At 71.1% G+C, this 23,127-nt stretch carries 22 protein-coding genes and 1 pseudogene; 12 read left to right on the top strand and 11 right to left on the bottom strand.

The features are described 5' to 3' along the window. The first annotated feature begins 176 nt into the window (after positions 1-176). On the top strand, positions 177-1,298 hold the full coding sequence (locus ACFORO_RS19745) for an FAD-dependent oxidoreductase (RefSeq protein WP_377896607.1): 1,122 nt from the start codon (positions 177-179) through the stop codon (positions 1,296-1,298). A 59-nt stretch (positions 1,299-1,357) separates the two neighbouring features. Here ACFORO_RS19745 and ACFORO_RS19740 read toward each other — a convergent pair whose 3' ends face one another. From ACFORO_RS19740 to ACFORO_RS19715, 6 genes are all read right to left on the bottom strand, one after another. Next, positions 1,358-4,474, bottom strand: coding sequence for an amidohydrolase family protein (locus ACFORO_RS19740; RefSeq protein ID WP_377896606.1), 3,117 nt, complete (start codon positions 4,472-4,474; stop codon positions 1,358-1,360). A 616-nt stretch (positions 4,475-5,090) separates the two neighbouring features. Further along, positions 5,091-5,474, bottom strand: a complete 384-nt coding sequence (locus ACFORO_RS19735; protein ID WP_377871746.1) for a hypothetical protein — start codon at positions 5,472-5,474, stop codon at positions 5,091-5,093. After that, positions 5,471-6,409, bottom strand: coding sequence for a metallophosphoesterase family protein (locus ACFORO_RS19730; protein ID WP_377871748.1), 939 nt, complete (start codon positions 6,407-6,409; stop codon positions 5,471-5,473). Before ACFORO_RS19730 ends, ACFORO_RS19735 begins: the two co-directional genes overlap by 4 nt. Then, the gene (locus ACFORO_RS19725) at positions 6,406-6,828 is read right to left on the bottom strand and encodes a plastocyanin/azurin family copper-binding protein (RefSeq protein WP_377871749.1); all 423 of its coding nucleotides are present in this window, start codon (positions 6,826-6,828) and stop codon (positions 6,406-6,408) included. The genes ACFORO_RS19730 and ACFORO_RS19725 overlap by 4 nt, the downstream gene beginning before the upstream one ends. 38 nt (positions 6,829-6,866) lie before the next feature. Next, on the bottom strand, positions 6,867-7,562 hold the full coding sequence (locus tag ACFORO_RS19720) for a QcrA and Rieske domain-containing protein (protein WP_377896605.1): 696 nt from the start codon (positions 7,560-7,562) through the stop codon (positions 6,867-6,869). Further along, positions 7,559-8,140: an RNA polymerase sigma factor gene (locus ACFORO_RS19715; protein ID WP_354742221.1), complete on the bottom strand. Its 582-nt coding sequence runs from the start codon at positions 8,138-8,140 to the stop codon at positions 7,559-7,561. Before ACFORO_RS19715 ends, ACFORO_RS19720 begins: the two co-directional genes overlap by 4 nt. A gap of 114 nt (positions 8,141-8,254) precedes the next feature. On the opposite strand from ACFORO_RS19715, the gene ACFORO_RS19710 reads away from it, so the two are divergent. Together ACFORO_RS19710 and ACFORO_RS19705 are read left to right on the top strand one after the other, a co-directional pair. Beyond that, complete coding sequence (locus ACFORO_RS19710; RefSeq protein WP_377871752.1) at positions 8,255-9,526, top strand: vanadium-dependent haloperoxidase; 1,272 nt, start codon at positions 8,255-8,257, stop codon at positions 9,524-9,526. Between the two features lie 504 nt (positions 9,527-10,030). Continuing rightward, a complete protein-coding gene (locus ACFORO_RS19705; protein WP_377871753.1) occupies positions 10,031-10,624 on the top strand; it encodes a hypothetical protein in 594 nt (197 codons plus the stop codon). A 191-nt stretch (positions 10,625-10,815) separates the two neighbouring features. On the opposite strand, the gene ACFORO_RS19700 is transcribed toward ACFORO_RS19705, so the two are convergent. From ACFORO_RS19700 to ACFORO_RS19685, 4 genes are all read right to left on the bottom strand, one after another. Beyond that, positions 10,816-12,822, bottom strand: coding sequence for a glycosyltransferase (locus tag ACFORO_RS19700; RefSeq protein ID WP_377871754.1), 2,007 nt, complete (start codon positions 12,820-12,822; stop codon positions 10,816-10,818). Further along, the gene (locus ACFORO_RS19695) at positions 12,819-13,448 is read right to left on the bottom strand and encodes a DUF998 domain-containing protein (RefSeq protein ID WP_377871755.1); all 630 of its coding nucleotides are present in this window, start codon (positions 13,446-13,448) and stop codon (positions 12,819-12,821) included. Before ACFORO_RS19695 ends, ACFORO_RS19700 begins: the two co-directional genes overlap by 4 nt. Positions 13,449-13,702: 254 nt before the next feature. Continuing rightward, positions 13,703-15,094 carry a HAMP domain-containing sensor histidine kinase gene (locus tag ACFORO_RS19690; RefSeq protein WP_377871757.1) on the bottom strand — a complete coding sequence of 464 codons (1,392 nt, stop codon included), beginning with the start codon at positions 15,092-15,094 and terminating at the stop codon, positions 13,703-13,705. Beyond that, positions 15,091-15,783, bottom strand: a complete 693-nt coding sequence (locus ACFORO_RS19685; protein ID WP_354742233.1) for a response regulator transcription factor — start codon at positions 15,781-15,783, stop codon at positions 15,091-15,093. The genes ACFORO_RS19690 and ACFORO_RS19685 overlap by 4 nt, the downstream gene beginning before the upstream one ends. 530 nt (positions 15,784-16,313) lie before the next feature. On the opposite strand from ACFORO_RS19685, the gene ACFORO_RS19680 reads away from it, so the two are divergent. The 6 genes and pseudogenes from ACFORO_RS19680 to ACFORO_RS19655 all read left to right on the top strand — a co-directional run bounded on the left by ACFORO_RS19680 (position 16,314) and on the right by ACFORO_RS19655 (position 20,034). After that, positions 16,314-16,823, top strand: coding sequence for a YbaB/EbfC family nucleoid-associated protein (locus ACFORO_RS19680; RefSeq protein WP_377871758.1), 510 nt, complete (start codon positions 16,314-16,316; stop codon positions 16,821-16,823). 12 nt (positions 16,824-16,835) lie between these two features. After that, positions 16,836-17,165 carry a hypothetical protein gene (locus tag ACFORO_RS19675; RefSeq protein WP_377871759.1) on the top strand — a complete coding sequence of 110 codons (330 nt, stop codon included), beginning with the start codon at positions 16,836-16,838 and terminating at the stop codon, positions 17,163-17,165. After that, positions 17,165-18,292, top strand: coding sequence for a hypothetical protein (locus tag ACFORO_RS19670; RefSeq protein WP_377871761.1), 1,128 nt, complete (start codon positions 17,165-17,167; stop codon positions 18,290-18,292). The genes ACFORO_RS19675 and ACFORO_RS19670 overlap by 1 nt, the downstream gene beginning before the upstream one ends. Further along, positions 18,223-18,984, top strand: coding sequence for a hypothetical protein (locus ACFORO_RS19665; RefSeq protein ID WP_377896604.1), 762 nt, complete (start codon positions 18,223-18,225; stop codon positions 18,982-18,984). Before ACFORO_RS19670 ends, ACFORO_RS19665 begins: the two co-directional genes overlap by 70 nt. A 407-nt stretch (positions 18,985-19,391) precedes the next feature. Beyond that, positions 19,392-19,541 (top strand): annotated as a pseudogene (locus ACFORO_RS19660) (peptidase inhibitor family I36 protein); the annotation flags it as partial. Between the two features lie 169 nt (positions 19,542-19,710). Next, complete coding sequence (locus ACFORO_RS19655) at positions 19,711-20,034, top strand: hypothetical protein (protein WP_377871764.1); 324 nt, start codon at positions 19,711-19,713, stop codon at positions 20,032-20,034. 462 nt (positions 20,035-20,496) lie between these two features. Here ACFORO_RS19655 and ACFORO_RS19650 read toward each other — a convergent pair whose 3' ends face one another. Continuing rightward, entirely contained in the window at positions 20,497-20,619 is a 123-nt protein-coding gene (locus ACFORO_RS19650) for a hypothetical protein (protein WP_377871765.1), read from the bottom strand. 286 nt (positions 20,620-20,905) lie between these two features. On the opposite strand from ACFORO_RS19650, the gene ACFORO_RS19645 reads away from it, so the two are divergent. From ACFORO_RS19645 to ACFORO_RS19635, 3 genes are all read left to right on the top strand, one after another. Then, on the top strand, positions 20,906-21,739 hold the full coding sequence (locus ACFORO_RS19645) for an SIS domain-containing protein (RefSeq protein WP_377871769.1): 834 nt from the start codon (positions 20,906-20,908) through the stop codon (positions 21,737-21,739). After that, positions 21,739-22,560, top strand: a complete 822-nt coding sequence (locus ACFORO_RS19640) for an ROK family protein (RefSeq protein ID WP_377896603.1) — start codon at positions 21,739-21,741, stop codon at positions 22,558-22,560. Before ACFORO_RS19645 ends, ACFORO_RS19640 begins: the two co-directional genes overlap by 1 nt. 249 nt (positions 22,561-22,809) lie before the next feature. Next, positions 22,810-23,019, top strand: coding sequence for a hypothetical protein (locus ACFORO_RS19635; RefSeq protein ID WP_377870754.1), 210 nt, complete (start codon positions 22,810-22,812; stop codon positions 23,017-23,019). The last annotated feature ends 108 nt before the right edge of the window (positions 23,020-23,127 follow it).

Here is a 23,127-nt window from a genome sequence, read left to right as displayed (position 1 = left end):
TATGGTGACGGTGTCGCGAAAAACGATGCTCCGCGGTTCAAGCCGTCGGACATCGCGCACACATCGACGCAGACATTTCTGCTCGGTCAGCGGCTCCTTGCCGAGATCGGGTTCTTCCCGCCCCTTCTCGGACACCACCCTTGCCGGCGCGCGCCGGCTCGACAGAGGAGCGCACCATGCAGAAGTCCGTCGCCGTCATCGGAGCGGGGCTGGGCGGCCTGACGCTCGCCCGCGTGCTTCAGGTCAACGGCGTCGCCGCGACGATCTACGAGGCTGAGGCGTCGGCGACCGCCCGCGCGCAGGGCGGCTTGCTCGACATTCACGAAGAGACCGGGCAAGTCGCTCTCCGCGCGGCCGGTCTGTACGACGAGTTCCTCGGCCTAGTCCGTCCGGGCGAGGACGCCAAGCGCGTGGTCGACCACGCCGGCACGGTCCTGTTCGACCTGCCCGGGGACCCCGGATCGGCGCGCCCGGAGGTCGATCGCGGCGAACTCCGGGACCTGGTCATCGAGTCGCTCGCGCCCGGCACCGTCAAGTGGGGGCACAAACTCGAGTCGATTCGGCGCCACCCGGAGGGCGGCTACGACCTCGCCTTCGCGACCGGGGCGGCCGCGCACGCCGAACTGGTCGTCGGCGCCGACGGGGCCTGGTCGAAGGTGCGCCCGCTGCTCACCCCCGCCAAGCCGATCTACAGCGGAACCTGCTTCATCGAGATCGGCCTCGCCGCCGGCGGGCCGGACCACCGGGCGAGCGTGGCGGCGATCGGCAGCGGCACGCTGATGGCGGTCGAGCCGGGCAAAGGCATCATCGCCCATCGCCACGCCGACGGGCGCGTCGCCGGATACGTGGCGCTGAACAAGCCCGAGGAGTGGGCGAAGTCGATCGACTTCGGCGACCCGGCCGAGGGCCTGCGTCAAGTCGGCGCCGAGTTCGCCGGCTGGTCGCCGCTGCTCACGGCGTTCGTCACCGGAAGCGACGTGGAGCCGCGCCTCCGGCCCATCTACGCCCTTCCCGTCGGCGTCAAGTGGGACCGGGTACCCGGTGTGACGCTCATCGGCGACGCCGCGCATCTGATGTCCCCCTTTGCCGGCGAGGGCGCGAACCTCGCCATGTACGACGGCGCCGACCTGGCGGCCGAACTGGCCGGGCAACCCGACGTCGAGAGCGCGCTCGCCGCCTACGAGGACCGGCTGTTTCCGCGCAGCGGCGAGGTCGCCGGCCTCTCGGCACAGAACCTGGAGAACTTCTTCGGCCAGGAGGCGCCGCAGAGCGTGGTCACGCTCTTCGATCGCTCCTAGCGAGCCGGGCGGCGGCTTGGCCCCGGCGCCGCGAACGCCGGGGCCAAGCCGAAAACCCGCTAATCGCCGGTGCAGCAGGACGTGCGGGCGCTCGCTACGTAGTGCGGGTCGTGCCACCAGAACGCCGCGTTGTCCGGTTGATCCGGAACCGGCGTCAGCCGCGCGCTGGCCGGCGCTGCTGAGCCGGCCGACGCGAACGGGGCGAGCAGCTCGTCCACTGTGTGCACGCGCCCGCTCGCGAGGACCTGGCGGACGTCGGCGGCGGCCTTGATATCGGCGAGCGGGTCGCTGCCGAGGACCACCAGGTCGGCGTGGCAGCCCCGGGCGACGCGGCCCAGCGGTTCGCCGAGGACGTCGCCCGGGATGCTCGTCGCGGTGATCAGCGCTTCGTACGGGGTGAAGCCGTAGGCGACCATCGCGCGCAGGTTCATGTGCGTGCTGACCGCGGTGTGGTCGATCGGCGAGTCGGTGCCGGTGACGATCCGGCCGCCGCCGCGCAGGATCGCCGCCGCCTCCTTGACTTGGCGGGCCAGGCTGTTCAGCGCGGCGGTCTGGTCGGCGGTCTTCGAGGTCTCGGCGGTCTTCTGCAGCGACTTGTACTCCCACGCCGGATACAACGTCCGCACCCGCCGATCGGTGACCAGGCTTTCGTCGTCGCGGAACAGCGCGGTGGCGGCGAACAGCGTGGGTGTGCGCGCCGCGCCGCGGCGCAGGAACAGGGCCACGACGTCGTCGTATCCGGCGCCGAGCAGGGAGTAGGTGCGGGAATAGCCGAACCGGCTGGTGGCGCCCATGTGCTCCATGCCGTCGCCGCCGAAGGCGAGCGCCGGGTAGTGGTAGTGCGAGGTCGCCGGCAGCCGCCGCTGGTGACCCCATTCGATCACCCGGCGCTGCATTTCCGGGCTGATCCGCACGTAGGCCTTGAGCAGGTCGTAATCCAGTTTCCCGGCCCGCTCCAGCTCGAGTTCCAGCTGCCGCTCGTCGAAGGTGGGCCGCATGAAGTTGTAGAAGACGCGCGAGCCGTCGATGGCCTCGCCGGTGGCGAAGTACCGCGGCCCGAGCCGCGCGCCGGACTGGATCGACTCCCGCTCCTCCACCATGTGATACGCCGGGCTGCCCGGCGATCGGGTCGTGGTGAACCCGAGCGACAGCCACAGCCTGCCCTGCCGGTCGCCGTAGCCGTACCCCTGCATCTGGCGGTGGTTGTGCATGTCGACGAGCCCGGGGATCACCACGCCGTCGCGCGCGTCGACGATCTCGCCGTCCAGCCCGCTGCCCGCCGGCTCCACCGAGGCGATCCGGCCGCCGTCCACCACGATGTCCGTGTCCGGGCGCGAAGTGTGCGAAGTGCCGTCCCACATCCGCCCGGCGCGCACGATCACCCGGCCGCGGTTGCGGGCGTTGGTCCAGGTCAGGCGCGTCGGCACGGTACGCGGCGCGCCACCGGCCGCCGCGATCAGCCGCAACCGGCCGTTGTTCAGGTACAGCAGGGTCTTCGAGTCGCCGCTCCAGCTCGGCGCGTCGGTGACCTCGTCGGTGACCGCCCGCGGCGGGCCGGCGGGCGTGCCGTCCGGGTGCACGTCGACCACCCACAGCACGCTGGCCGCCACGAACGCCATCCGCCGCCCGTCCGGCGACCACACCGGGCCGTCGTCGCCGCGGGTCTGGATGGACCGCTCCGGCATCGGGTCCACGTAACGGCCGGCGCCGGTTTCGGTGTCCACCAGCAGGATCTTGTTCAGCCCCTCGCGAAAGCGCGTCGAGTACGGCTTCACCGCGGCGAGTGCGACGACCTTGCCGTCCGCAGACCAGGTCGGACGGCCTGGCTCGAAGATCGCGGTGAACACCTGCCGCACGGCGCCGGTCGCGACTTCGACGGTGTGCAGCGCGCCGTTCTGGTCGAGGAACGCGATCCGCGAGCCGTCCGGAGACCAGGCGCTCGACGTCGCGGCCAGATCGGGCAGGTTCGTCAGCTGCCGGTCCTGCCCGGTTTTCAGGTCGCGGATCCACAGGTCGAGCGTGCCGCCGCGATCGGTGGAGTAGACCACCTTGCCTCCGTCGGGCGAGAACGCCGGGTCGCTTTTCCACCACGCGTCCCGGGTCAGCGGGCGCGGCAACCGGCCCAGCTCCATCAGGTAAAGGTCGTTCAGCGCGCGGAACACGACCTGGCTGCCGTCCGGCGACAGCACCGGGCTGCCGATCCCGACCGCGGGTTTCGGGGTGGTGGAAGTGAAATCCCGCGGCCGCGCGTGCAGCGGCCCCTCGGCGACGGTGATCGGCGCGCGGAACGGGATGTCCGTCGCCGCGCCTCCGCTGAGTTTCCGCCGCCGCAGCGCACCGTCGGCGGTGTAGAGGTATTCGTCGTCGCTGAGCCAGGAAACGCGGAACGGGAACACGTCCTCCCCGGTGAACAACGGTTTCCCGGCGCGCGCCAGCTCCACCGCGGCGGGCGGCTGCGGCCTCGGGCCGCCGACGACCCGGGTGTAGACGACGTCCTTTCCGTCCGGAGTCCACATCGGACTGTGCAGCACCGCGTCGGGTTCGCTGACCAGCGTGGAACGGGAGCCGTCGGCGACGGAGACGACGTCGACGCGTGTCCCGCCCGCGACGAACGCGAGTTTCGCCCCGTCCGGCGACCAGGCCGGTTCGTACTCCTCCTCCGGGCTGTCGGTGATCACCCGGCTGGTCCCGGAGGCGACGTCCAGCACCCGGATGCCGTAACTGCCGCCTTCGTCGGAGGAGTAGGCGACGGCGCGGCCGTCCGGGGAAAAGACCGGTTCGCGGTGATCGAACGGCCCGCTCGTCAGCCGCCGGAGGCCGCTGCCGTCGGCCCGGATCGTCCACAGGTCGAAGGCGCCTTCGCGATAGGACTGGAACACCAGCGTCGTGCCGTCCGGGGACCAGGACGGCAATCCGATGTCGAAAACGTCCTCGGTGAGCCGTTTCGCCGTTCCGCCCCGCGCCGGCAGCAGCCACAGCACGCCGAGCAGGTCGATCGCGACGGTCCGGTCGTCCGGCGACAGCTGGGCCGCCACGTTCGTCCCCTGCCGGACCACAAGGGGTTGCCGGGCAAGGGATTCCGCTTGCGCGCCGGATACCGGACCGGTCGCGCCGAGCCCCACCGAGCCGGCCGTTCCCGCTACTCCGGCCAGGAAACCACGCCTGTTCACCGTCATCTGCGCCCCCAGTGCACCGCCGTTCGATGATCTGGCCCACCCTAACGGCGTTTCCGGGCGTTCCGGCAGCGATCATCCTTTCGGCCGCACGAACGTCGACCGCCGAGGCGGACGTGCGACCGTGGTGAGATCACCGGTCCCTACGCCGATGGCTGCAGCCGCGACTGCGCCACCTGGCTCCGATGAATAGTCCGTCCTCGACTGGCGGACACGCATTATTCGAGGTGCTCATTATTGTTGGCTTGCAGCCGCATTCGGCTGTCGCGTACGCGGTAGCCACCAGCTCGCTGATTTCGCGCCGCGCGTGGCCGGAGGAAGGCTGGTGCGCTTTCGGCTCCAGCGCAGATGTCTGGTCGAGGCTGCACAGCGGAGAAGCTGTTCGCGAGACGGCCGCACAGCTGCCCGCGCGAAAAAAGCGGGGTCAGATCAGAAAATGCCTGTGGCAGGCGCGGGTCGGCCGACGATGGCAGTGCAGGTGCGGCACGCGAGAAACGTGCGACCTTGCAGCACCGGCACCGGTCCGCGCGACTGTCCTCGACCAGTTCGGCCGCGCACGTCACGGGGTCGTGAACCGAAGCGCACCGCGGGCCTTCCGCTCGCGGTGCGCCGTCGGAGTTCAGGCGCGGGCCGTCCGCGTGGATCGGCGCGTCCGGTAAAGCGTGACCGCGACCAGGACGAGCACTGCGGCTTCCGTCAGGACGCTCAGCAAAGCCTCCGGCGCGGGCTGGAAACCCCGTTCGGAAAAGCCGAACAACCCGGTCGTCCGCGAAAGCACGAAGCCCGCCAAGGCGCCCGCCGCCAGCGCGGCCGCCGCCAGCCGCAGCAGGAAGGGGCCGCCCAGAGCCACCAGTACGGCCACCGCGAACGCCGCGGAAGCCTGAAGGAGGAACGACGGCCCGATCACCGGGATCACGCGATAGCCGCCGACGTACAGCCGCGCGTGGAGATAGCCGCTCGCCGCGAGGCACACCGCCGTCGCGAGGCGCAGGACGACATTCATGCCAGCTTCACGTCCTTTACCGCCAGGCCCGGCCCACCCGGACGGTAGGACACCTCGCGGATGCCGAGCGCGTCCTTGAGCTTGCCCGCGGGCAGTGTCACCGGCGTCGGCGCCGGCCGCGTTCCCGGCTGGGGCAACGGATACGCGGTGGTTGTCGCGCTGTGGAAGGTGATGTTGCCTTCGGTCTTCGTGAACAGCTGGTGCACGTGCCCGTTGAGGCAGGTCACCGACGAGAACCGCCGCAGGTACGAGAGCGCCTGGGTCGCGTCGTCGGTCCCCCAGCCCCACGTCGGGTACATCGCGAACAGCGGGATGTGGCTGAACACCACGATCGGCGTGTCCGAACCGAGCTTCGCGACGTCCTTGCGCACGAACTCCAGCTGATCCGGCCCCAGATGGCCGAGCTTCTCCAGGCTCAGCGTGTTGACCAGCGCGATGAAGTGGACGCCCTTGACGTCGAAGCTGTACCAGCCGTCGCCCGCCGTGCCCGCGCCGAACGCCTTGCGGTACTTCTGGCCGGCGTCGTCGATCGAGTCGTGCTCGCCGGGCACCGTCGACACGTGCCCGGTGTCGAGAGTGCTCATCATCTGCTTGACCTGGTCGAACTGGGCGGCCGTCGACAGGTGGGTCAGGTCGCCGGTGTGCATGACGAAGTCCGGGCGGTACCCGAGCGCGTTGATCTGCGTGATGGCCTCGGAAAACGACGACTCGACGGCCGTGTTGGCGGGTCCGGTGAAGCCGAGGTGGCTGTCGCTGACCTGGACGAACCGCAACGCGTTCGGGTCGTCGACCGCGGCGGCGTCGCCCGGCGCGGCGATCCGGCTGATCACCTCGCCGCCGGTGACCGTCAGCACCACGGCCGCGCCGAACCACGCCGTGTGCCGCAGGAGCTGGCGCCGGGTCATCCCTTCCGGGCTGTGCTCGTCTTCGGTCACGGCGTCACCGTCACGGTCGCCGTCATGAACGGGTGGATGGTGCACAGGTACTCGAACGTGCCCGGCTTGCTGAACGTGTACTGATAGGACTGTCCAGTTTGGAGGGTCGGCGACCGCAGCGGGCCACCGGATCCCGTGCTGGTGACCGTGTGCGCGTCCTGGTCCTGATTGGTCCAAGTGACGGTGGTGCCCTTCTTCACCGTCGTCGCGGCGGGCGCGAACGCGAAGTCCTTGATGCCCACGGCATTCGCCGTCGAACTGGCGGTCGCGCCCGACGACGGCGGCGGCGTCACCCCGGGCATCCCCGGCATCCCCGGCATCGACGTCATCGGCGCGGCCGGAGGCGGCGCGGCGGGAGGCGACGCGGCGCAGGCCGTCAACGCCAGCGCGGCCGCGGTGATGAGCAGGAAGTGTTTCACCCCAACGGATTTCCTCATACCAGGAATACGTGCGGGGGTTACGCTCCCTCCCCCGGCACCAGGACCTCGACGACGCCGCCGGACTCGCGCACCACCAGGTGCGGCAGCGGCGGCGGGGTCACCGGCAGCTGGTGCGTGAGGACCGCGCCGTCGACGGCGAACGACGTCCGGTGGCACGGGCAGTTCAGCCGCCGGGCCGGCGCGTCCAGGTTCAGCCGGCAGCCGAGGTGCGTGCACGTCGCCGAAACCGCGCGCACCTGCCCGCCGGAGCGCTGCACGAACCCGGCGACGGCCCCGAAGTCGAACGGCAGCACGCCGCCTTCGGGCAGGTCCTGGGCCGCGACCACAGCTCGCCACTGGCCGTTCTCCGGCCGCAGGGTCTTCTCTTCCGGGGGCGCGGCGGCCGGTTCGGCCCCTGAGGTCACCAGGTACTCGACGCCCGCGCCCGCGGCGGCGGCCGCCGCGGCGGCCGCCGCCGCGGCGACCGAGGACACCTGGATGAACCGGCGCCGGTTGCCGCCCCGCACGGGCGCGGGTTCGCGCAGTTCCTGGGCGAGCCGGCGGTGCAGCGCGGCGACGAACTCCTCGCTCGCAGCCGCGCCGCCGGGCCGCGCGGCGCGCAGCAGCACCGCGGTCCGCAGCTCGGCCTCGTCGCCGGGGCCGGCCTCGAACGGGCGCGGCCGGCGCCGGCGCAGGAGGTCCTTGACGAACCGGCGGACGCCTCGCGTGCTCACGTCTCCATCCCTTCCGCCAGCTGGGCCGCCTGGCGCAACGCGCGGTGCTGCAGCACTTTCGCGTTGCCGACGGTGGTGCCCAGCTCGGCCGCCGCCTCCTTCAACGAGCAGGCCTGCAGGAACCGCAGGCGCAGGATCCGGCCGTAGCGCTCGGGCAGCTGCGCGAGGATCGCCTCGGCGCGGGCGAGCACGCCCGGGTCCACGGTGTCCGCTTCGAACGCGGCGATGTCGCGTTCCTCGTCCAGTGCGGTGATCTCCCGGCCGAGCGTGCGCCGCCAATGCCCGGCCAGCACCGTGCGCGCGGTGGCCAGCAGGTACGCCCGGACCTCGCCCACGCTCGCCGAGACCCGCAGCGGCCGCAACGCCGTCAGGAAGACCTCCGTGGTGAGGTCCTCCGCGTCGGGCCGGTTGCCGACCTTCGAGAACATCAGCCGGAACACGCGGTCGACGTTGTCGCGGTAGACCGCCTCCCAGTCCGGGTAGACGTCCGCGCCGACCGCGTGCAGCCGCGCGCGGGGCGCCGCGCCCGCTTCGTCCTGTTCGGCGCGTCTGCGCCGGAACCGCTGTGCCACCGGCACCGCCCGCCTTCTCCCCACCGGTTTTCTCCCACCACCAGAGGGATACGAACCGGGGTTACGCCGTAACCGGAGACCGTATCCGTAAGCGGAGTTTCCGACGACCCGAGGAGCGAAATGACCGCATCGATGTCACGCCGGCAACTGCTCGTCACCGGCGGGGCCGCCGCCGCCGTCCTCGCCACCACCGGCCTGCCGAGGCCCGCCGCCGCGGCGACGCCGATCCGGCCGGGCGGCGCGGACGTTGTCCTCGCCTGGAACCGCGAACTGCTGGCGATCGTGCGCACGCCCGGCCTTCAGCCCGCGACCGTGCACCCGACGCGCAGCTTCGCGCTGCTGCACGCAGCGATGCACGACGCCGTCGTCGCGACGGCCGACAGCGGGCATCCGTACCTGTTCACACTCGAGGTCCGGGGCCACGCGGCCCCGGAAGCGGCGGCAGCGCAGGCCGCGCACGACGTCCTGGCCGCGCTCTACCCCTCCCGGTCCGCGGAACTGGCGACCCTGCTGACCGGGCAGCTGGCCGGCATTCCGCCGGACGCACGCGATCGCGGCGTGCGAGCCGGACGGCTGGTGGCCCGGTTGCTGCTCGGCCTGCGCGCGAATGACGGCTCAGCGGCGGTCCCGCCGGTGCTGGCGCCGGGCACGGCCCCCGGGGAGTACCGGCCGACGCCGCCCGCGTTCGCGCCCGCGGTGTTCACCCACTGGCCCGCCGTGACGCCGTTCGTGCTCGACCAGGCCGGGCAGTTCCGGCCCGGTCCGTACCCCGCGCTGGACAGCGCCCGGTACGCGAGAGCGCTGAACGAGGTCGCCGCGACGGGCCGGGACACGAGCACCACCCGCACCGCGGACCAGACCGTGCAGGCGCGGTTCTGGGCGGCGCCGATCTGGAACTACTGGAACGAGATCGCGCAGTCGGTCGTCGCCGGTTCGCGCAGCGGCCTGATCGACGCGGCCCGGGTGTTCGCACAGCTGAACCTGACCTTCGCCGACGCCGTGATCGCGTTCTACGAAGCGAAGTACCACTACCGGATCTGGCGGCCGATCACCGCGGTCCGCCTCGCCGCCGACGACGGAAACCCGGCGACGGACGGGATCCCGGACTGGTCGAGCCTCGCCACCACCCCGGCGGATCCGGCCTACCCCGGCGCGCACAGCGTCGTCGCGCAGGCGGGCGCGCGGGTCCTGAGCGAGGAGTACGGGCCGAACTGGGCGTTGGAGGTCACGTCCGAGGCGCTGCCGAACGTGGTCCGGCGGTTCGACACGTTCCAGGACGCTGCCGACGAAGCGGGGTTGAGCCGCATCCCCGCGGGCGTGCACACCCGGCTCGACCACGACGCCGGCCGCCAGCTCGGCCTCGACGTCGCCGAGTTCGTCCTGTGCTCCTGACCTTTCGCGGCTGAGGATCCGCGAAATGACGCGGTGGAGCGGGGCCGGGCGGTGAAGGTGCGCGCCGACGACGCTGGTGCCAAGACGGGCATCCCTTAGCTCCGCCATGGCAAAACCGCCCCCTGGACTTAAAGGTCCGGGGGCGGTTTTTCAGGCCGCCACACCTTAATTTTCGCCTTTCCGACTCCAGCTGCCGTTCAGTCGGCCGCGCCGGTGACGGCGAGGCGGTCAACCATGTCGGCCTTCCCTGTTCGGTTCCCGCTGACGGGCGGCGAGAACCAATGCGTAAACGATTCCGCATACTCGCCGGGAGTATCCGAACGCGCCATGGCAGGGCTGCCGAGATTGGGACGATCAGGTGATTCTCGTGCTCGCAGTTTTCGGCCGGCTCCTCTTCCGGCAAAGTCGAGCCGTCCCCGACTCTGCTCAGGAGCGCAGCGCGTGCCTTTCGACCCGAACCAGCCCAGAGATTCCCAGGGCAGATGGATCAAGACAGGCGGCGTTTTGACCGCAGCCGCCTTGGCGACGGTCGTGGCGGCGGCGAGCGGCGGAGACACAGTCGCTTCGGTCGGTGCCGGACTCGACGCCGCGACGTCCAAGAGCGTGTCCGACGCGAACACGGCCAACAGCAAGAAGGCCGCCCGAAACGGCGATCGCGCCGAAGCCTGGCGACGGCTGGCGCTCAAGGAGGTCAGGAACAAGCTCAAGAAGGAGCTGCGCTGCGCCGTCCAGTCGTTCGGCCAGGTTCAGCAGTACTTCCTGCGCCACCCGTGCCAGAAGCTTGACCAGCTGCTGTTCGTCGTGCAGGACACGAACGGGAACACCATCGCCGGATCGGTCACGTGGGTGAAGATGCCGTCGGCCGAATCAGCCGCACAGCTCCGCGGGCTGGAAGACACGTACGGATCCGGTGACGTCACCCCGTTCGGAACGGAGGTTCTCGAAGCAGGCGGCTTTCGTTTCACCGGAAAGCACTACCGGTCGCGGCAGGACGGGAAGCTGGTCGTCATCGCCGAAACCGACCCGGTCAAGGGCAGCCCATCCGACGAGTTCCTCAAGCAAGTCGCCGACGTCGCGGACGTCCTCCCGCCGCCCTGACGACGTGGTGCCGCCGCTCATCCCTGGAGCCGGTCCCGCCGGGCCTCTCGCGTCGCTGGCCCCGGACGATGCGCAGCTCCCCTGGCCGGTTGAGATCTGCTCGCACCGGGCACAACCCGTGTCGCACCAACGCAAGCGCCTGCTGAAACAGATCAAGGGAACGTAGGCAGAGAAGTCGCCACCAGGTTGGGCTACGCTGCCTGGCCGGTCACCGGGGTGTGCGGAAGCGCCCCAGTCGCGGCTCGATACAGACCCTCGTACGCGTCCAGGGTCCGGGCTATTCCGTGCCTGGCCACGGCTTCCTGACCAGCTCGGCCCATTCTCGCGCGCAGGGCGGGATCGGCGGTCAGTTCCAGCAGGCGCTCCCCCAGCACCTCCGTCTCGCCGGGCGGGTAGAGCCACCCGGTCCGGCCCGGGGTCACCAGGTGGGGCAGGGCCATCGCGTCGGCGGCGACTACGGGGAGTCCGGCGGCCATCGCTTCCATCGTCGCCAGGCTTTGCAGTTCGGCGGTGCCCGGCATGCAGAAGAGGTGGCTGGTCCGGTACGCGCGCACCAGTTCGGCGTCCGGCACGAAACCGCGGAACGTCACCCGGTCCGCGACGTCCAGGCGCGCGGCGAGGTGTTCCAGTTCCGTCCGGCACGAACCGTCGCCGATGAGGGTGGCGTGCAGGGTCGGGACTTTCGGCAGGGCCCGGAGGAGGTCGTCCACGTTCTTCTCCGCGTCCAGGCGGCCGACGAACAGGACGCGCACGGGATCGGCGGGTGCGGGGTCGACCGGGGCGTAGTGGCCCAGGTCGATTCCGCACGAGACCACCGCCACCGGGCCGGGGAAACCCTTTTCCTCCAGCAGTTGCGCGGCGCGCGGGGTCGGCGTGGTGACGACCCCGGCGCGGCGGAAGACCCGGACGAAGTCCCGCCAGGCCCAGCGGGTCAGCGCCGACGTCACCGGTTCGGGCAGCGATACGAAGCCGAGCAGGTTTTCCGGCATGAAGTGGTTGGTCGCGACGGCGGGGACGCCGCGTTCTTCGGCAGCGGCCAGCAGTCCGCGGCCGACCGAGAAGTGCGACTGAACGTGGACGACGTCGGGGCGGAGTTCGTCCAGCAGTTCGGCGGCGGTGCGACGGGCGCGGCGCGGGGTGCTGAAGCGGAACGTCGGATGGAAGGGCGTGCGGTGGGACGGCACGTAATGGAGCGTGTAGCCCGCGTCCGGATCGGGGACCTCGGCGCGCTGCGGGGTGAGGATGTGGACCTCGTGGCCGCGGGCGCTCAACCCGCGGGCCAGGCGCTCGGCGAAGTGCGCGGCGCCGTTCACATCGGGAGGGAAGGTGTCGGCGCCGATGACGATACGCAACTGGGAATGCGGCATGGGACGCTCCTGAACAGTTCGAGGTGACGGTTTCGCGTAGGCAAGCGCGACGACGCCGGCGATGGCGACGGCGGCCAGTCCTATTTGGACAGTGGCGGCAACGGGCGAGGCGACTGGTCGCTCGCCGAACAGCAGTGCGCTGGCGAGGATTGCGGTGAACGGGTCCACGACAGTGGTCGCCGCGACAGCGACCGCGGCGGGACCGCTGGCGTAAGCGCGGTGCATCAGCCAGCCGCCGGTCAGCAGGAGCAGTCCGGCTTCGGCGGCCACTACCGCGCCCGTCCCGGGAGTCCCGTGGACAAGATGCAGGGCAGCGACGCGCATCGTGGCGGAGCCGAGTCCGAAAAGGACTGCCGCGGCGGCAGCTTGGGTCAGGCATTTCGCACGGCCGCGGACAAACCATGCCCCGACGGCCGCGCACGCTCCGGCCAGCAGCGCCGGTTGGGCGCTGGCGAGGCCGGGGATAGCGGTGACTCCGACGGACGTGGCGGAGAGCAGGACGAATCCGCCGACTCCCGCGCATACCGCGACGGTCGCGCCGACTGCCCGGGCGGAACGGTCCGGGTTCCGGAACCCGACGGTCAGAACCAGGCTGAGCACGCCGATCGGCTGGACAACCGCCAGCGGCGCCAGCGAGAGCGCGATCAGGTGCAGCGCGCTGCCCAGAACGGCGAGGCTGGTGCCGCCGAGCCAGATCGGGTTGCGCAGGACGGCGCCGGCGACGCGCAAACCGGTCCCGTCGGCGGTTTCGACCGATCGGTGCTGAAAGCGGACGGCGGCGGCGAAGAAACACGCGGCGAGCACCGCCAGCGCGATCGCGACGAGGGTCATCGGTCCGCCCTTCCGATCGCGCGGGCGCCGGTGATCAGGATGGCCAGTTCCGCGGTGAGCGCGACGCGTTCCAGCAATCCGGCAGGCAACGCCGTGACGAACTGGGCGGCGCCGAAACCGGCGGCGGTGACCAGGCCCGCGATCGCACAACCGGTGAGGCGGCGCGCGGTCCTCGCCCAGCGCGGCTTGGCGCTCAGCCGCTGCCCCAGCGACGCGCAAGCCAGCGGCAACGCGCCGAAAAGGACAGCGCCGCCGATCCGGTGGACAGTGCCGTGGAAGGTCGATTCGCCCACCGCCGCGTTTCCCTGGAACACCAGCTCGATCACCAGCGCGACGCCCCACAGTCCGAAAAGGACGATGGTGGTGCGCCCGGCGGGCAAGGACGTGGCCCGGGCGGCCGCGACGAGCAGGACTCCGGCGGCCAGCACCAGGAGCACGGCCAGGGCGAACCAGACCCGGGCGACCCGGTGCAGGGCGTAGTCGCTGACCGGGTCGCGGAACGGGTCGACGGTCGGGTCGAAGGCGAACGACAGCGTGCCGATCAGCGAAAGCGCGGCCGTGGTGAGGCCGATCGCCCACCAGGCGAGCCGCTTCGCGGGAGTGGCGCTGACAAGGCTTCCGGTCACCTGCCCCACGGTGGGCGGGCCGGATGAGAAGCTGATGAGAATTCCCCGGGGTTCGGTTAAGAAGCGCTCGGCGGGGTTCGGACGCGGGGGCGGAACCCGCCGATATCGGTATCGGACGGGAGAATCCGCGACGGATTCGCCCGGCGCGGCGAGTTCTTCAGCGACGCCTGGCCGAGCGGATCCGACAGGTCCGGACGGGATGCCGCATTCCGCTCAGCCGTCGCCCCGCGACCGGGTCCGCCCGCCTGGCCCGATCACGCGCCCGCGGCCGGGAACGCCAGCTCGAACCGCGCTCCCCCGCCGTCTGCGGTTCCGGCGCGGACCGTCCCGCCGTGCTGGCCGACCACCTGCTCCACGATCGCCAACCCCAGCCCGGACCCCGGCTTCGACCGCGCCGCCTCGGCCCGGTAGAACCGCTCGAACACGTGCGGCAGGTCGACCTCGGCGATGCCCGGCCCCTGGTCCGACACGACGATCGCCGGGATCTCCGGCAGCACCGCCGCCCGGACCGTCCCGCCCGGCGGGCTCCACTTCGCGGCGTTGTCGAGCACGTTCAGCACCGCCCGTTCCAGCGCCCCGGCCCGGCCCTTCACCTCGGCGCTCGCCAGCGTCACGGCGAACTCCACCTGCGGCGACCGGGCCCGGACCCGGTCCGCGGCGGCGGCGAGCACGTCCGCGAGGTCGACCCGGTCCACCGGTTCCGGCTCCCGCTCGCCGGTGGACAGGTCCACCAGCTCGCCGACCAAGGTGGTCAGTTCGACCGACTGGACGTCGAGGTCCGCGAGCAGCCGGGTCCGGTCCTCCGGCGGCAGTGCCCGGTCCTGGCCCTCGGCGTGGATCAGCAGCTCGATGTTGTTGCGCAGGCTGGTCAACGGGGTCCGCAGCTCGTGCCCGGCGTCCTGGACGAGCCGCCGCTGCTCGTCGCGCGAGAGGCGGAGCGCGCCGAGCATCTCGTTGAACGCGTCGGCCAGCCGGGCCAGTTCGTCCTTGCCCGCGACGGTGATGCCGGCGGCGAGTTCCTGAGTCCTGGCGACGTCTTCGGCGGCGACCGTCAGCGCGGCGACCGGACGCAGCGCGGTCTTGGCGATCGCGCGCCCGGCCAGCGCCGCACCGGCGACGCCGACCAGCCCGGCCAGCGTCAGCCATCCGCCGAGTTCGGCGAGAGTTCCTTCCAGGTCTTCGGAATTGCGCGCGACCAGCACCGCTCCCCCGCCGGGCCGCGGCACGCTGCGCACCCGGTAGCGGTCCCCGCCGATGCGTTCGACGTCGAAGCCGAGCGCCGCGTCCCCGGCCGCGACGAACCGGGCCTGCGGGCCGGTCGGAAACGGCGGCGCGCCCGCCACGCCGACGCTCGCCCCGTCCGCGTCCACGAACTCCACCGCCATCGCCTCGGCCCGGCCGGAGCTCGGGCCCGGCTTGTCCTGCTGCACCGCGCGCAGGGTGGCCAGCGCTTCCGCCGGGTCCGCGGCCTTCGCGGCGACCTGCGCGTAGGTCTGCAACTGGGCGTCGAACTGCTGGTAGAGGTTGGCCCGGGTCAGGAACCACGCGGCCGAGAACGTCGCGACCACCGCGACGGCCATGGCGAGCGCGACCATCGCGGTGAGCCGGGTGCGCAGCGAGCGCTCCCGCCACCGCAGCCGTTTCACAGCGGGTCGTCCCGCAGCACGTAGCCGACCCCGCGCACGGTGTGCAGCAGCCGGGATTCGCCGCCCTCTTCGAGTTTCCGGCGCAGATAGCTGACGTAGACGTCCAGGCCGTTGGACGAACTGCCGAAGTCGTAGCCCCACACCTGGTCGAACATCGCCGTCCGGGTCAGCACGATCCGCGGATGCCGCAGGAACGCCTCCAGCATCGCGAACTCGGTGCGGGTCAGCCGGATCGGCCGGTCTCCCCGGCGAACCTCCCGGGTCTCCGGGTCCAGGACCAGGTCGGCGAAGGAAAGCGCGGCCCCGGCCGGACGCGCCGGAGTGTCGTACTCGACCCGGCGCAGCAGCGCCCGCACCCGGGCCAGGAGTTCCCGCAGCGCGAACGGTTTCACCAGATAATCGTCGGCACCCGCATCGAGGCCGGCGACCCGGTCCGTGACGCCCGTGCGCGCGGTCAGCATCAGGATCGGCACGAAGTTGCCCTCGGCGCGCAGCACGCGGCAACTGTCCAGACCGTCGAGCACCGGCATCATCACGTCGAGCACGACGCCGTCCGGCTTCTCGGCCCGGATCACGTCGAGACCTTCGGCCCCGTCCCGGGCGAGCGAAACGGTATAGCCCTCGAAGCGCAGCGTCCGCGACAGCGAATCCCGGACCGCTTCCTCGTCGTCGACCACGACCAGATGCACCGCCGCCTCCTTCCGCCTGGCCCCACTCTCCCGCACGAAAATGAGAACTCAGTGAGAAGTCGCCCGTTCCGGGTGCAGCAGCGCCCCCGGGACTGGCCCTGATGTCCGTTCCCGGGGATCGGCGGTCCCGGGTCACCTGACCCACACCGTTCCCCGATACCTGATGCGGTCCTGCCTGTCGACGAGCTTTCGTTTGCTGGGCAACGGGAAGATCGACAGGTCCGCACTGCCCGGCCCGTTCACCGGCCCGGCCGCCGCAACAGCAGCCAGGCGAGCGGGAGACACCGGTTCTCCGTTAGCGCGAATCCGCTCGTGCCCGGCTCGGCGGTGCCAGTTCCTCTTGTGCGGCAAAGGATCATCGAACGGCGGGACCGCATCGCCTGCCGTGCGGCACAATGGGTCGGGAGCGACGTCGCGCACGCACGGAAACGGCTCGGTGATGCTGCGCGATCTTCTCGATGCCCGCTCGGCTCGCACGCGCATCTGGCACAATTCGGACGTACGCCGACGAACCGCACAAGGGAGATGGGATGTCCGCCCACATCGACGAGCTGATCGCCCAGTTCGAGAATTTCCAGACCAAGGTGCGGCAGGCCGAGGCGAATTTCGCCGGGGTCGGCGACATGCAGGAGCGGATCGCGCAGGTCGAGAACGCCGTGACCTCGCCGGACGGCGCGGTCACGGTGGTCGCGGGCGCCAGCGGAACAGTGACCGACATCCGGCTCGCCGCCGGCGCCGCGCGCCTCGACACCGCGCAATTGTCCGTCCTGATCATGAACACCCTGCGCGAGGCTGTCGCCGGAGCCGTCCGGCAGCAGGCCGGGATCGTGGACGACGCCTTCGGCGACGCGTTCGGCGTCAACACCTCCGAACAGGTCCGGCAGGCGCAGGCGGAAGCTTGGGGAACCGAGGCGGAAGAGCCCGCGTCGGAGCACCAGGCGGCGCAGCAGACTCCGCGCCAAGCGGCGCCGAGGCGCCGCCCCGGACCGCGGGACGACGACGACTATTTCGACGACAACTCCATTCTCCGCCGCGACTGAGGGGCTTTCTCGATGGGAAACATCCAGACGAACGTCGACGCGATCGCCGGGTACGTCCGGCAGCTCCCGTACTACGAGCAAGAGGGGGACAAGTTCGGCGGCAAGATCGACGCCGCCGACGTGTCCGACCAGGCGTGGGGCGTCGTCGGGGCCTTCGCCAAGCAGGGCTACACCGACCGCCTGCACGAACTGCGCTCGCTGCTGGGCGAGATGCAGGACGGCGTGGACGGTTTCATCACGAAGCTGAACAAGGCCGCCGAGATGTACCGGGGGGCCGAGGACGCCGGGAAGGTCACGTTCGGCCGGTACGAGGCCGAAATCGACGGGGGGAAGCAGGCCTGATGGCGGAAGAGAAGAAGAGCATCGCGGACACGCTGAACGTCAAGGCGTACGACGAGAGCACGGGCGCGAACCTCGATCGCGCGGCGGGGTACGTGCCGGTGGCCGGGACGGTCTACAAGGCGGGCAAGTCGATCGCCGGGCACGCCCAGCAGGCAGTCCAGGCGGACAACCCCGGCGAGCTGGCCTCGGCGGGCGCCGCGCTGGTCGGCGACGGGGCGAAGTTCGTCGGCGCGGCCGCCGGCGACATGGTCACCTTCGCGATGGACCCGATCGGCTGGCTGGTCGGCCACGGGCTGAACATGCTGCTCGAACTGGTCCAGCCGCTCCAGGACGCGTTGCACCAGGTCACCGGGGACGGCCCGGCGATCGGGCACGCGTCGGAGAACTTCTCCTCGATCGCGCAGGGCTTCGTCGCGCTCGCCGACGACTTCGAGCGGACCGGCGACACGGCGCTGGCCGAGTGGGTGGACGACGCCGGCAACGCGGCGAAGGAAGCGCTCGGCGACTTCTCCTCGGGCATCCGCGGGGTCGGCTCGGCCGCCGGTTCGGTCGCCGAGGTCCTGCAGATGTGGTCGATGGTCATGGTGGTCATCGAAGAGGTGATCAAGGCGATCATCACCGAGCTGGTCTCCTGGCTGATCACCCTCTGGCTGCCCGCGCTCGCCGCCTCGGTGATCAGCTTCGGCGGCTCGGTCGCCGCCGCGATGACGGCCTCCATCGCCAAGGCCGCCAGCGTGCTGGCGAAGGTCACCCGTTACCTCGGCAAGTTCGGCAAGCTGCTCGAGACGTTCATGCAGTTCCTGGTCAAGTTCTCGGGCAAGATCGAGGTCTTCACCCGGAAACTGCGCGTCGGGGTCATGCCGGGCGAGACCAAGTTCGGGCTCGGCGCCGCCGCGCAGGGCTTCCAGCCGAGCAACCGGGTGCTCACCACGGCGTTCGGCACCTCGGTCGGCGCCAAGCCGTTCATCGCCGGAGCGGGCGTCAAGGCGGGCATCGCGGTCGGGAAGTCCGGGTACGCCGAGGGCAAGGACGCCGTCACCCCCGAAGGAGACGAACCGTGGTTCGACAAGAGCAAGATCGGTGGGGACAAGAGCCCGGAGGAAACCCGCGGGAACCTCGACATCTAGCCGGTACCCCAGAGGAGATCGCCCAGTCGGCGCCCACCGAGGGCAGACGGCAGGCGGCGCGGAAGATCCTCGAGCATCAAGACGGTCTCGACCGCAAAACCGAGCAGCTCATGGTCCGCCCCGGGTTTCGGGAGCGAGTCGAGGAGATGATGCGGGGCCAGTGGCGCGAGCCGGTCGTCGCGCTGCGGCTGAGCGACGACAAGCTGCGCTTCGACGTGCCCGGCAGACGCCGGGACGGCACCGTCGAGGGGCAGGGGGTCGTCCGGCGGTTCTTCTGGAATATTCTGCGCGGCGCCGGCAGGGCGGCCTTTCTCGTGTTCGCCGTGATGAACAGCGACGGCAGCGGCGGCGGGGCCAAGGGCAAGCGGGCGGCTGACGTGCAGGGCCCGGCGAACGCGATGGCACTCGACCTGGTCGACCGCCTGCGCAAGCTGGGCGGCCCGTGGCTGGTGTTCTCGCCGTCGTGCGTCGCGGTGGTGGACACCGGATCGACGATCGCCGACCCCGCCGGCGCGCCCCCGCCGCGGATCGTCTGGCAGGCACGCACGCCGCAGACTCCGGAGATCAAGTTCCGCGCGCACACCCTGACCTGGCCGGACGGCTCGCGCTTCACGTTCCCGCTGTACAGCCGGACCGAGGCGCAGCACCTGCGGCAGTACTGCGATTCCCTGCCCGGCCGGGACCAGGGGTGAGCAGAGCGGCGACGCCCTGACCGTCCTGCTCTGGCAGGTCCGGCTGTGGCTAGCCAACTGAATCGGTGACGGGCTTGGCGGCCGGGTGGTCCGCCCGACCCGGCAATGGCCGGTTTGCTGTCGACGCCCCAGCACACCGGGCGACCGCTGGAATAGCCGACCGCGTCGCCACGACTTCCGGCCGGTCGCGTGCGGGAAACCGGGACGCGGCGGATCCCGCGCTTTCCCGAGCCGAGCGCGGACAGATGCGAAGAACATATTGCTCATACTTTTCCGGCAGAACAGCTGCTGACCCCGCCCTGCGCACTCGGAAGATCATCGGGATCGCGCGTATTCCGCCGCTCATGTATTGAGTTCTGGCTTAAACCATCGCGGCCCGCCTTCCCGTGCGCGAGCATTGACTTCCTATCAGGGGCTCCAGCGTCGCGTACCACCCCCTGAGCACTTCCACCGGAGAAGGGGGTTTCGATGCGAGGAAAAGCCGGTGTGCCGCTGGGAGCGATTGCCCGCACGGCTCGTTCTGCATCTGGGAGGACAGCGACTACCGCGGCCGGGAGCTGTCCGTCTCGGGCTGCGGCTTTTCCACGACCTCCCGAATGGCTCGCCCGCCTACTCCGCCGAACCGCACGCCGACTGGCATGCCGTGTGGTTCCTCCGGAACAACTGCTGATCGACGAAAGGGGATTCACCATGACGACAGCCCTTCACCGAAGAAAGAGACAGCGGGTGCTCAGCGGCGTGTTGGCGGCCGTCGCCGCGGCGACGGCTTTCACGCTGTGCACAGCACCGGCGGAGGCAGCGAGCGGGTGCACCACCCTGTACGACGGGCACAGCGGCAATTCGCACGTTTGCAAGACCTGGTACGCGACCGGCGGCGGCTACTACAAGGGATCCTGGTCGATCGGCGTCACCACGTCCTACACCTATGTGCAGTTGTACAAAGACGGCAGTACCAGCAACGCGAGTGGGTCGCATGGCAGCTACTCGCACGTCAAGCACTTCTATCTGCGAGCGTGCAGCAGCTTCGGCGGCTGCGGCGGGTGGTGGTAGCCGTGCTTCGTCGCGGCCGTGATCGAGGATTCCGGCGGAGGTCGGGCGCCGCCGGTGCGGCAATGCTGTCCGTGCTTGGCACGGGAGTCCTCGGCTTGACGGGAGTGCCGCAGTCGGCTGACGCGGCGCCAGCCATCGGGCACTGCCGGACTTGGCACGACAGCAACACTTTCGGCGCGTCTTGCACGGGCGGCGGCAGGGCCGCCTATCAAGCGGTGGCCTTGTGCAAGAACGGGACGGCGGTGGGAGGTCCCTACGAAGGCGGAGAGAGCGGAAACTGGAGCTACGCGTACTGCACCAGTGTTCATTCGTCGCTCAAACGTGGCTACGTGCAGTGGTATTTGTAGCCGCGAAAGCCGGTCGAGCGTGCGCCGCCGCGCACCGATTGGCGTCCGGCCGGACTCCCCCGCCGTTCGAGGCGATGCCGACCGTTCAAACCCGCGGCCGCGCGACCTCGTCCTATTAGGACGACGAGCTGCTCGGCCGGGCTTCGAGATCTCCCAGCTCGGTCCGGATCTGCCGCTCGTTCTCGCGGCGGAGATCCGCGATGGCTGCGTCCCGATGGTCCTTTTCCGACGCGATCACGAGGGCACCGTCCGGAGACAGCGTGGCGTCAGCGATTTCCCGGATTTGCGGCCGGGCAGATCACCACGAGGTGCGCCCCGCCGAGTACAACAGACGCACGAGATGCTCGAAGATGACGTAAATCGGCTACTTCAGTCACAAACGATCGTCTACACTGAGGCCCCCGCTCACGGATCGAAGGGCCTTCATGACAGAGCCGTCCTCCCCCGAGTCCGCCGCGTCCAGTGCGCTCGCCACGCCGGGGTCCGGGTCCTTCGTGTCCGCCGAACTGGCGTCCCAGCCGCAGATGTGGCTCGCCGCGGCGGACGTTGCCGCGGCGGCTGCCGACGCGTTGCCGTGGCCGGGCGAGCGGGTGGCCGTGGTCGGGTGCGGCACCAGCTGGTTCGTCGCGATGAGCTACGCCGCCGCGCGGGAGCAGCGGGGCCTCGGAGTCACTGACGCGTTCGCCGCATCCGAGTATCCGGCCGGCCGCGAGTACGACCGCGTCGTCGCGATCTCCCGGTCCGGCACCACCACCGAAATCATCGAGCTCCTGTCCGCGCTCGCCGGGCAGCCCACCACGCTGATCACTGCGGTGGGCGACGGACCTGCGGCCGCCGCCGCGGCCGAGGTCGTCGCGCTGCCGTTCGCCGACGAGTGCTCGGTGGTGCAGACCCGGTTCGCCACGAGCACGCTCGCTCTGCTGCGCGCAGGCCTCGGCGACGACATCGCCGAGCTGGCGCGACAGGCCGAGCGCGCGCTGCTGGAACCGGTCGAGGACCTGCTCGACGCCGAGCAGGTCACCTTCGTAGGGCGCGGGGCCGCGGTCGGCATCAGTTGCGAGGCCGCCCTGAAAACCCGGGAAGCGGCGCAGTTCTGGGCCGAGGCGTACCCCGCGATGGACTATCGGCACGGCCCGATCGCCATCGCGCAGCCCGGCCGGCTCGTGTGGTCGTTCGGCGAGACCCCGGACGGACTGGCCGCCGAGATCGCCCGCACCGGCGCCCGGTTCGTGCACCACGACCTCGACCCGCTCGCCGGGCTGGTCGTGGCGCAGCGGTTCGCGGTCGCGCTCGCGCGGCGGCGCGGGCTCGATCCCGATCGCCCCCGGTCCCTGACCCGTTCGGTCATCCTCGTCTGATGGCCGTCCTCGGCATCGACGTCGGCGGCACGACCGTCAAGATGCGCGTGACCGACGGACGTTCCGTTCTCGCCGAATGGCGCGAACCGACTCCGTTCGGCGATCCCGCCGCGCTCGCTGACCTGGTGGCCCGGGCCGTCGCGCGTCATCCGGTCGACGCGGCGGGGCTGGTCGTCCCAGGGATTGTGGACGAGCGCGCCGGGCGGTGCGTCCAGGCGGTCAACCTCGGTTGGGAAGACGTACCCGTCCGCGACCTCGTCGCCGCGCGCCTCGACGTCCCGCTCGCTTTCGGGCAGGACGTCCGGGCCGGCGCGCTCGCCGAGGCCCGCACCGGCGCGGCGGCCGGAGCACCGGGGCCGGTGCTGTTCGCGCCGGTCGGGACCGGGTTCGCGACCGCGCTCGTGGTGCGCGGCGAGGTGCTCGACGCGGGCCCGTGGGCGGGCGAGGTCGGCCAGCTTCGGCTGCCCGACGGCCGCCGAGTCGAAGAGGTCGCGTCGGCCTCCGGGCTCGCGCGCCGCGCCGGGGCCCCGGACGCGGCCACCGTCGCCGCGCGGGTCCGCGACGGAGATCCCGCGGCGGTCGAGGCGTGGGACGAGTGCGTCCGCGCGCTCGCGGAGCCGATCGCGTGGGCCACCGCTGTGGCCGGGTGTTCCACTGTGGTCGTCGGCGGCGGCCTCGCCGAAGCCGGAGCCCTGCTGCTCGACCCGCTCGCCCGCGAGGTCGCGCATCGGCTCGGGGCGCTGCGGGCGCCCGCGATCGTCCAGGCGCACCACGGGGACCGGGCCGCCGTGGTGGGTGCGACGCTGCTGGCGTTGCGATGATCGTCTTCGCCACGCCCAACCCGTCGTCGACATCACCTTCCGGGTCCCGCCCGGCGGCACGAGCCGGGTGCTCGACGTCCAGCGGGGAGCTGGCGGCAAAAGCGTGAACGTCGCCCATGTCCTTGCCGCGCTGGACATCCCGGTGCGCGCCGTGCTTCCGCTCGGCCGCTGGCGGTTCCGTTCGGCGCGGCGCCGTGCGAAGCCGAAACCAGGTCGACGGTCACGATCACCAGCGACGGCCATCCCACGGTGTATGCCGAGCCGGGGTCTCAGTTCTCCGACGCCGAATGGTCGAAGTTCTCGGCATTGCTCGCCACCCGGCCGCGGGAGGCGGTCACGATGCCCCTGGTGCCGCACGGGTCCTCGGGGCTGTCCGACGACGAACGGCTCGGCGCGGCACGGCGGTTCCTGGACGAGCAACTCGAGGCAGCAGTGGCGGCGCGGCTGCTGACCGGATAAAGCGGGACGTTCGGGACTGAGCGACGGCAAGACGACACCGCACGGATCCCCCGCCGTCCAACAAATCCAGCACGGCACGCCCACAGGCCTTCGGCACCGGAGGCCTGC

Source organism: Amycolatopsis halotolerans (assembly GCF_042647905.1).
GTDB lineage: Bacteria > Actinomycetota > Actinomycetes > Mycobacteriales > Pseudonocardiaceae > Amycolatopsis > Amycolatopsis halotolerans.
Note: the sequence above shows the minus strand (reverse complement) of the source record. Positions and strands in the feature narration are given on the sequence as shown.

Coding starts and splice junctions, on each gene's coding strand:
- ACFORO_RS19745 (WP_377896607.1), top strand. CDS start 177: ATGCAGAAGTCCGTCGCCGTCATCGGAGCGGGGCTGGGCGGCCTGACG.
- ACFORO_RS19740 (WP_377896606.1), bottom strand. CDS start 4,474: ATGACGGTGAACAGGCGTGGTTTCCTGGCCGGAGTAGCGGGAACGGCC.
- ACFORO_RS19735 (WP_377871746.1), bottom strand. CDS start 5,474: ATGAATGTCGTCCTGCGCCTCGCGACGGCGGTGTGCCTCGCGGCGAGC.
- ACFORO_RS19710 (WP_377871752.1), top strand. CDS start 8,255: ATGACCGCATCGATGTCACGCCGGCAACTGCTCGTCACCGGCGGGGCC.
- ACFORO_RS19700 (WP_377871754.1), bottom strand. CDS start 12,822: ATGACCCTCGTCGCGATCGCGCTGGCGGTGCTCGCCGCGTGTTTCTTC.
- ACFORO_RS19680 (WP_377871758.1), top strand. CDS start 16,314: ATGTCCGCCCACATCGACGAGCTGATCGCCCAGTTCGAGAATTTCCAG.
- ACFORO_RS19675 (WP_377871759.1), top strand. CDS start 16,836: ATGGGAAACATCCAGACGAACGTCGACGCGATCGCCGGGTACGTCCGG.
- ACFORO_RS19670 (WP_377871761.1), top strand. CDS start 17,165: ATGGCGGAAGAGAAGAAGAGCATCGCGGACACGCTGAACGTCAAGGCG.
- ACFORO_RS19645 (WP_377871769.1), top strand. CDS start 20,906: ATGTGGCTCGCCGCGGCGGACGTTGCCGCGGCGGCTGCCGACGCGTTG.
- ACFORO_RS19640 (WP_377896603.1), top strand. CDS start 21,739: ATGGCCGTCCTCGGCATCGACGTCGGCGGCACGACCGTCAAGATGCGC.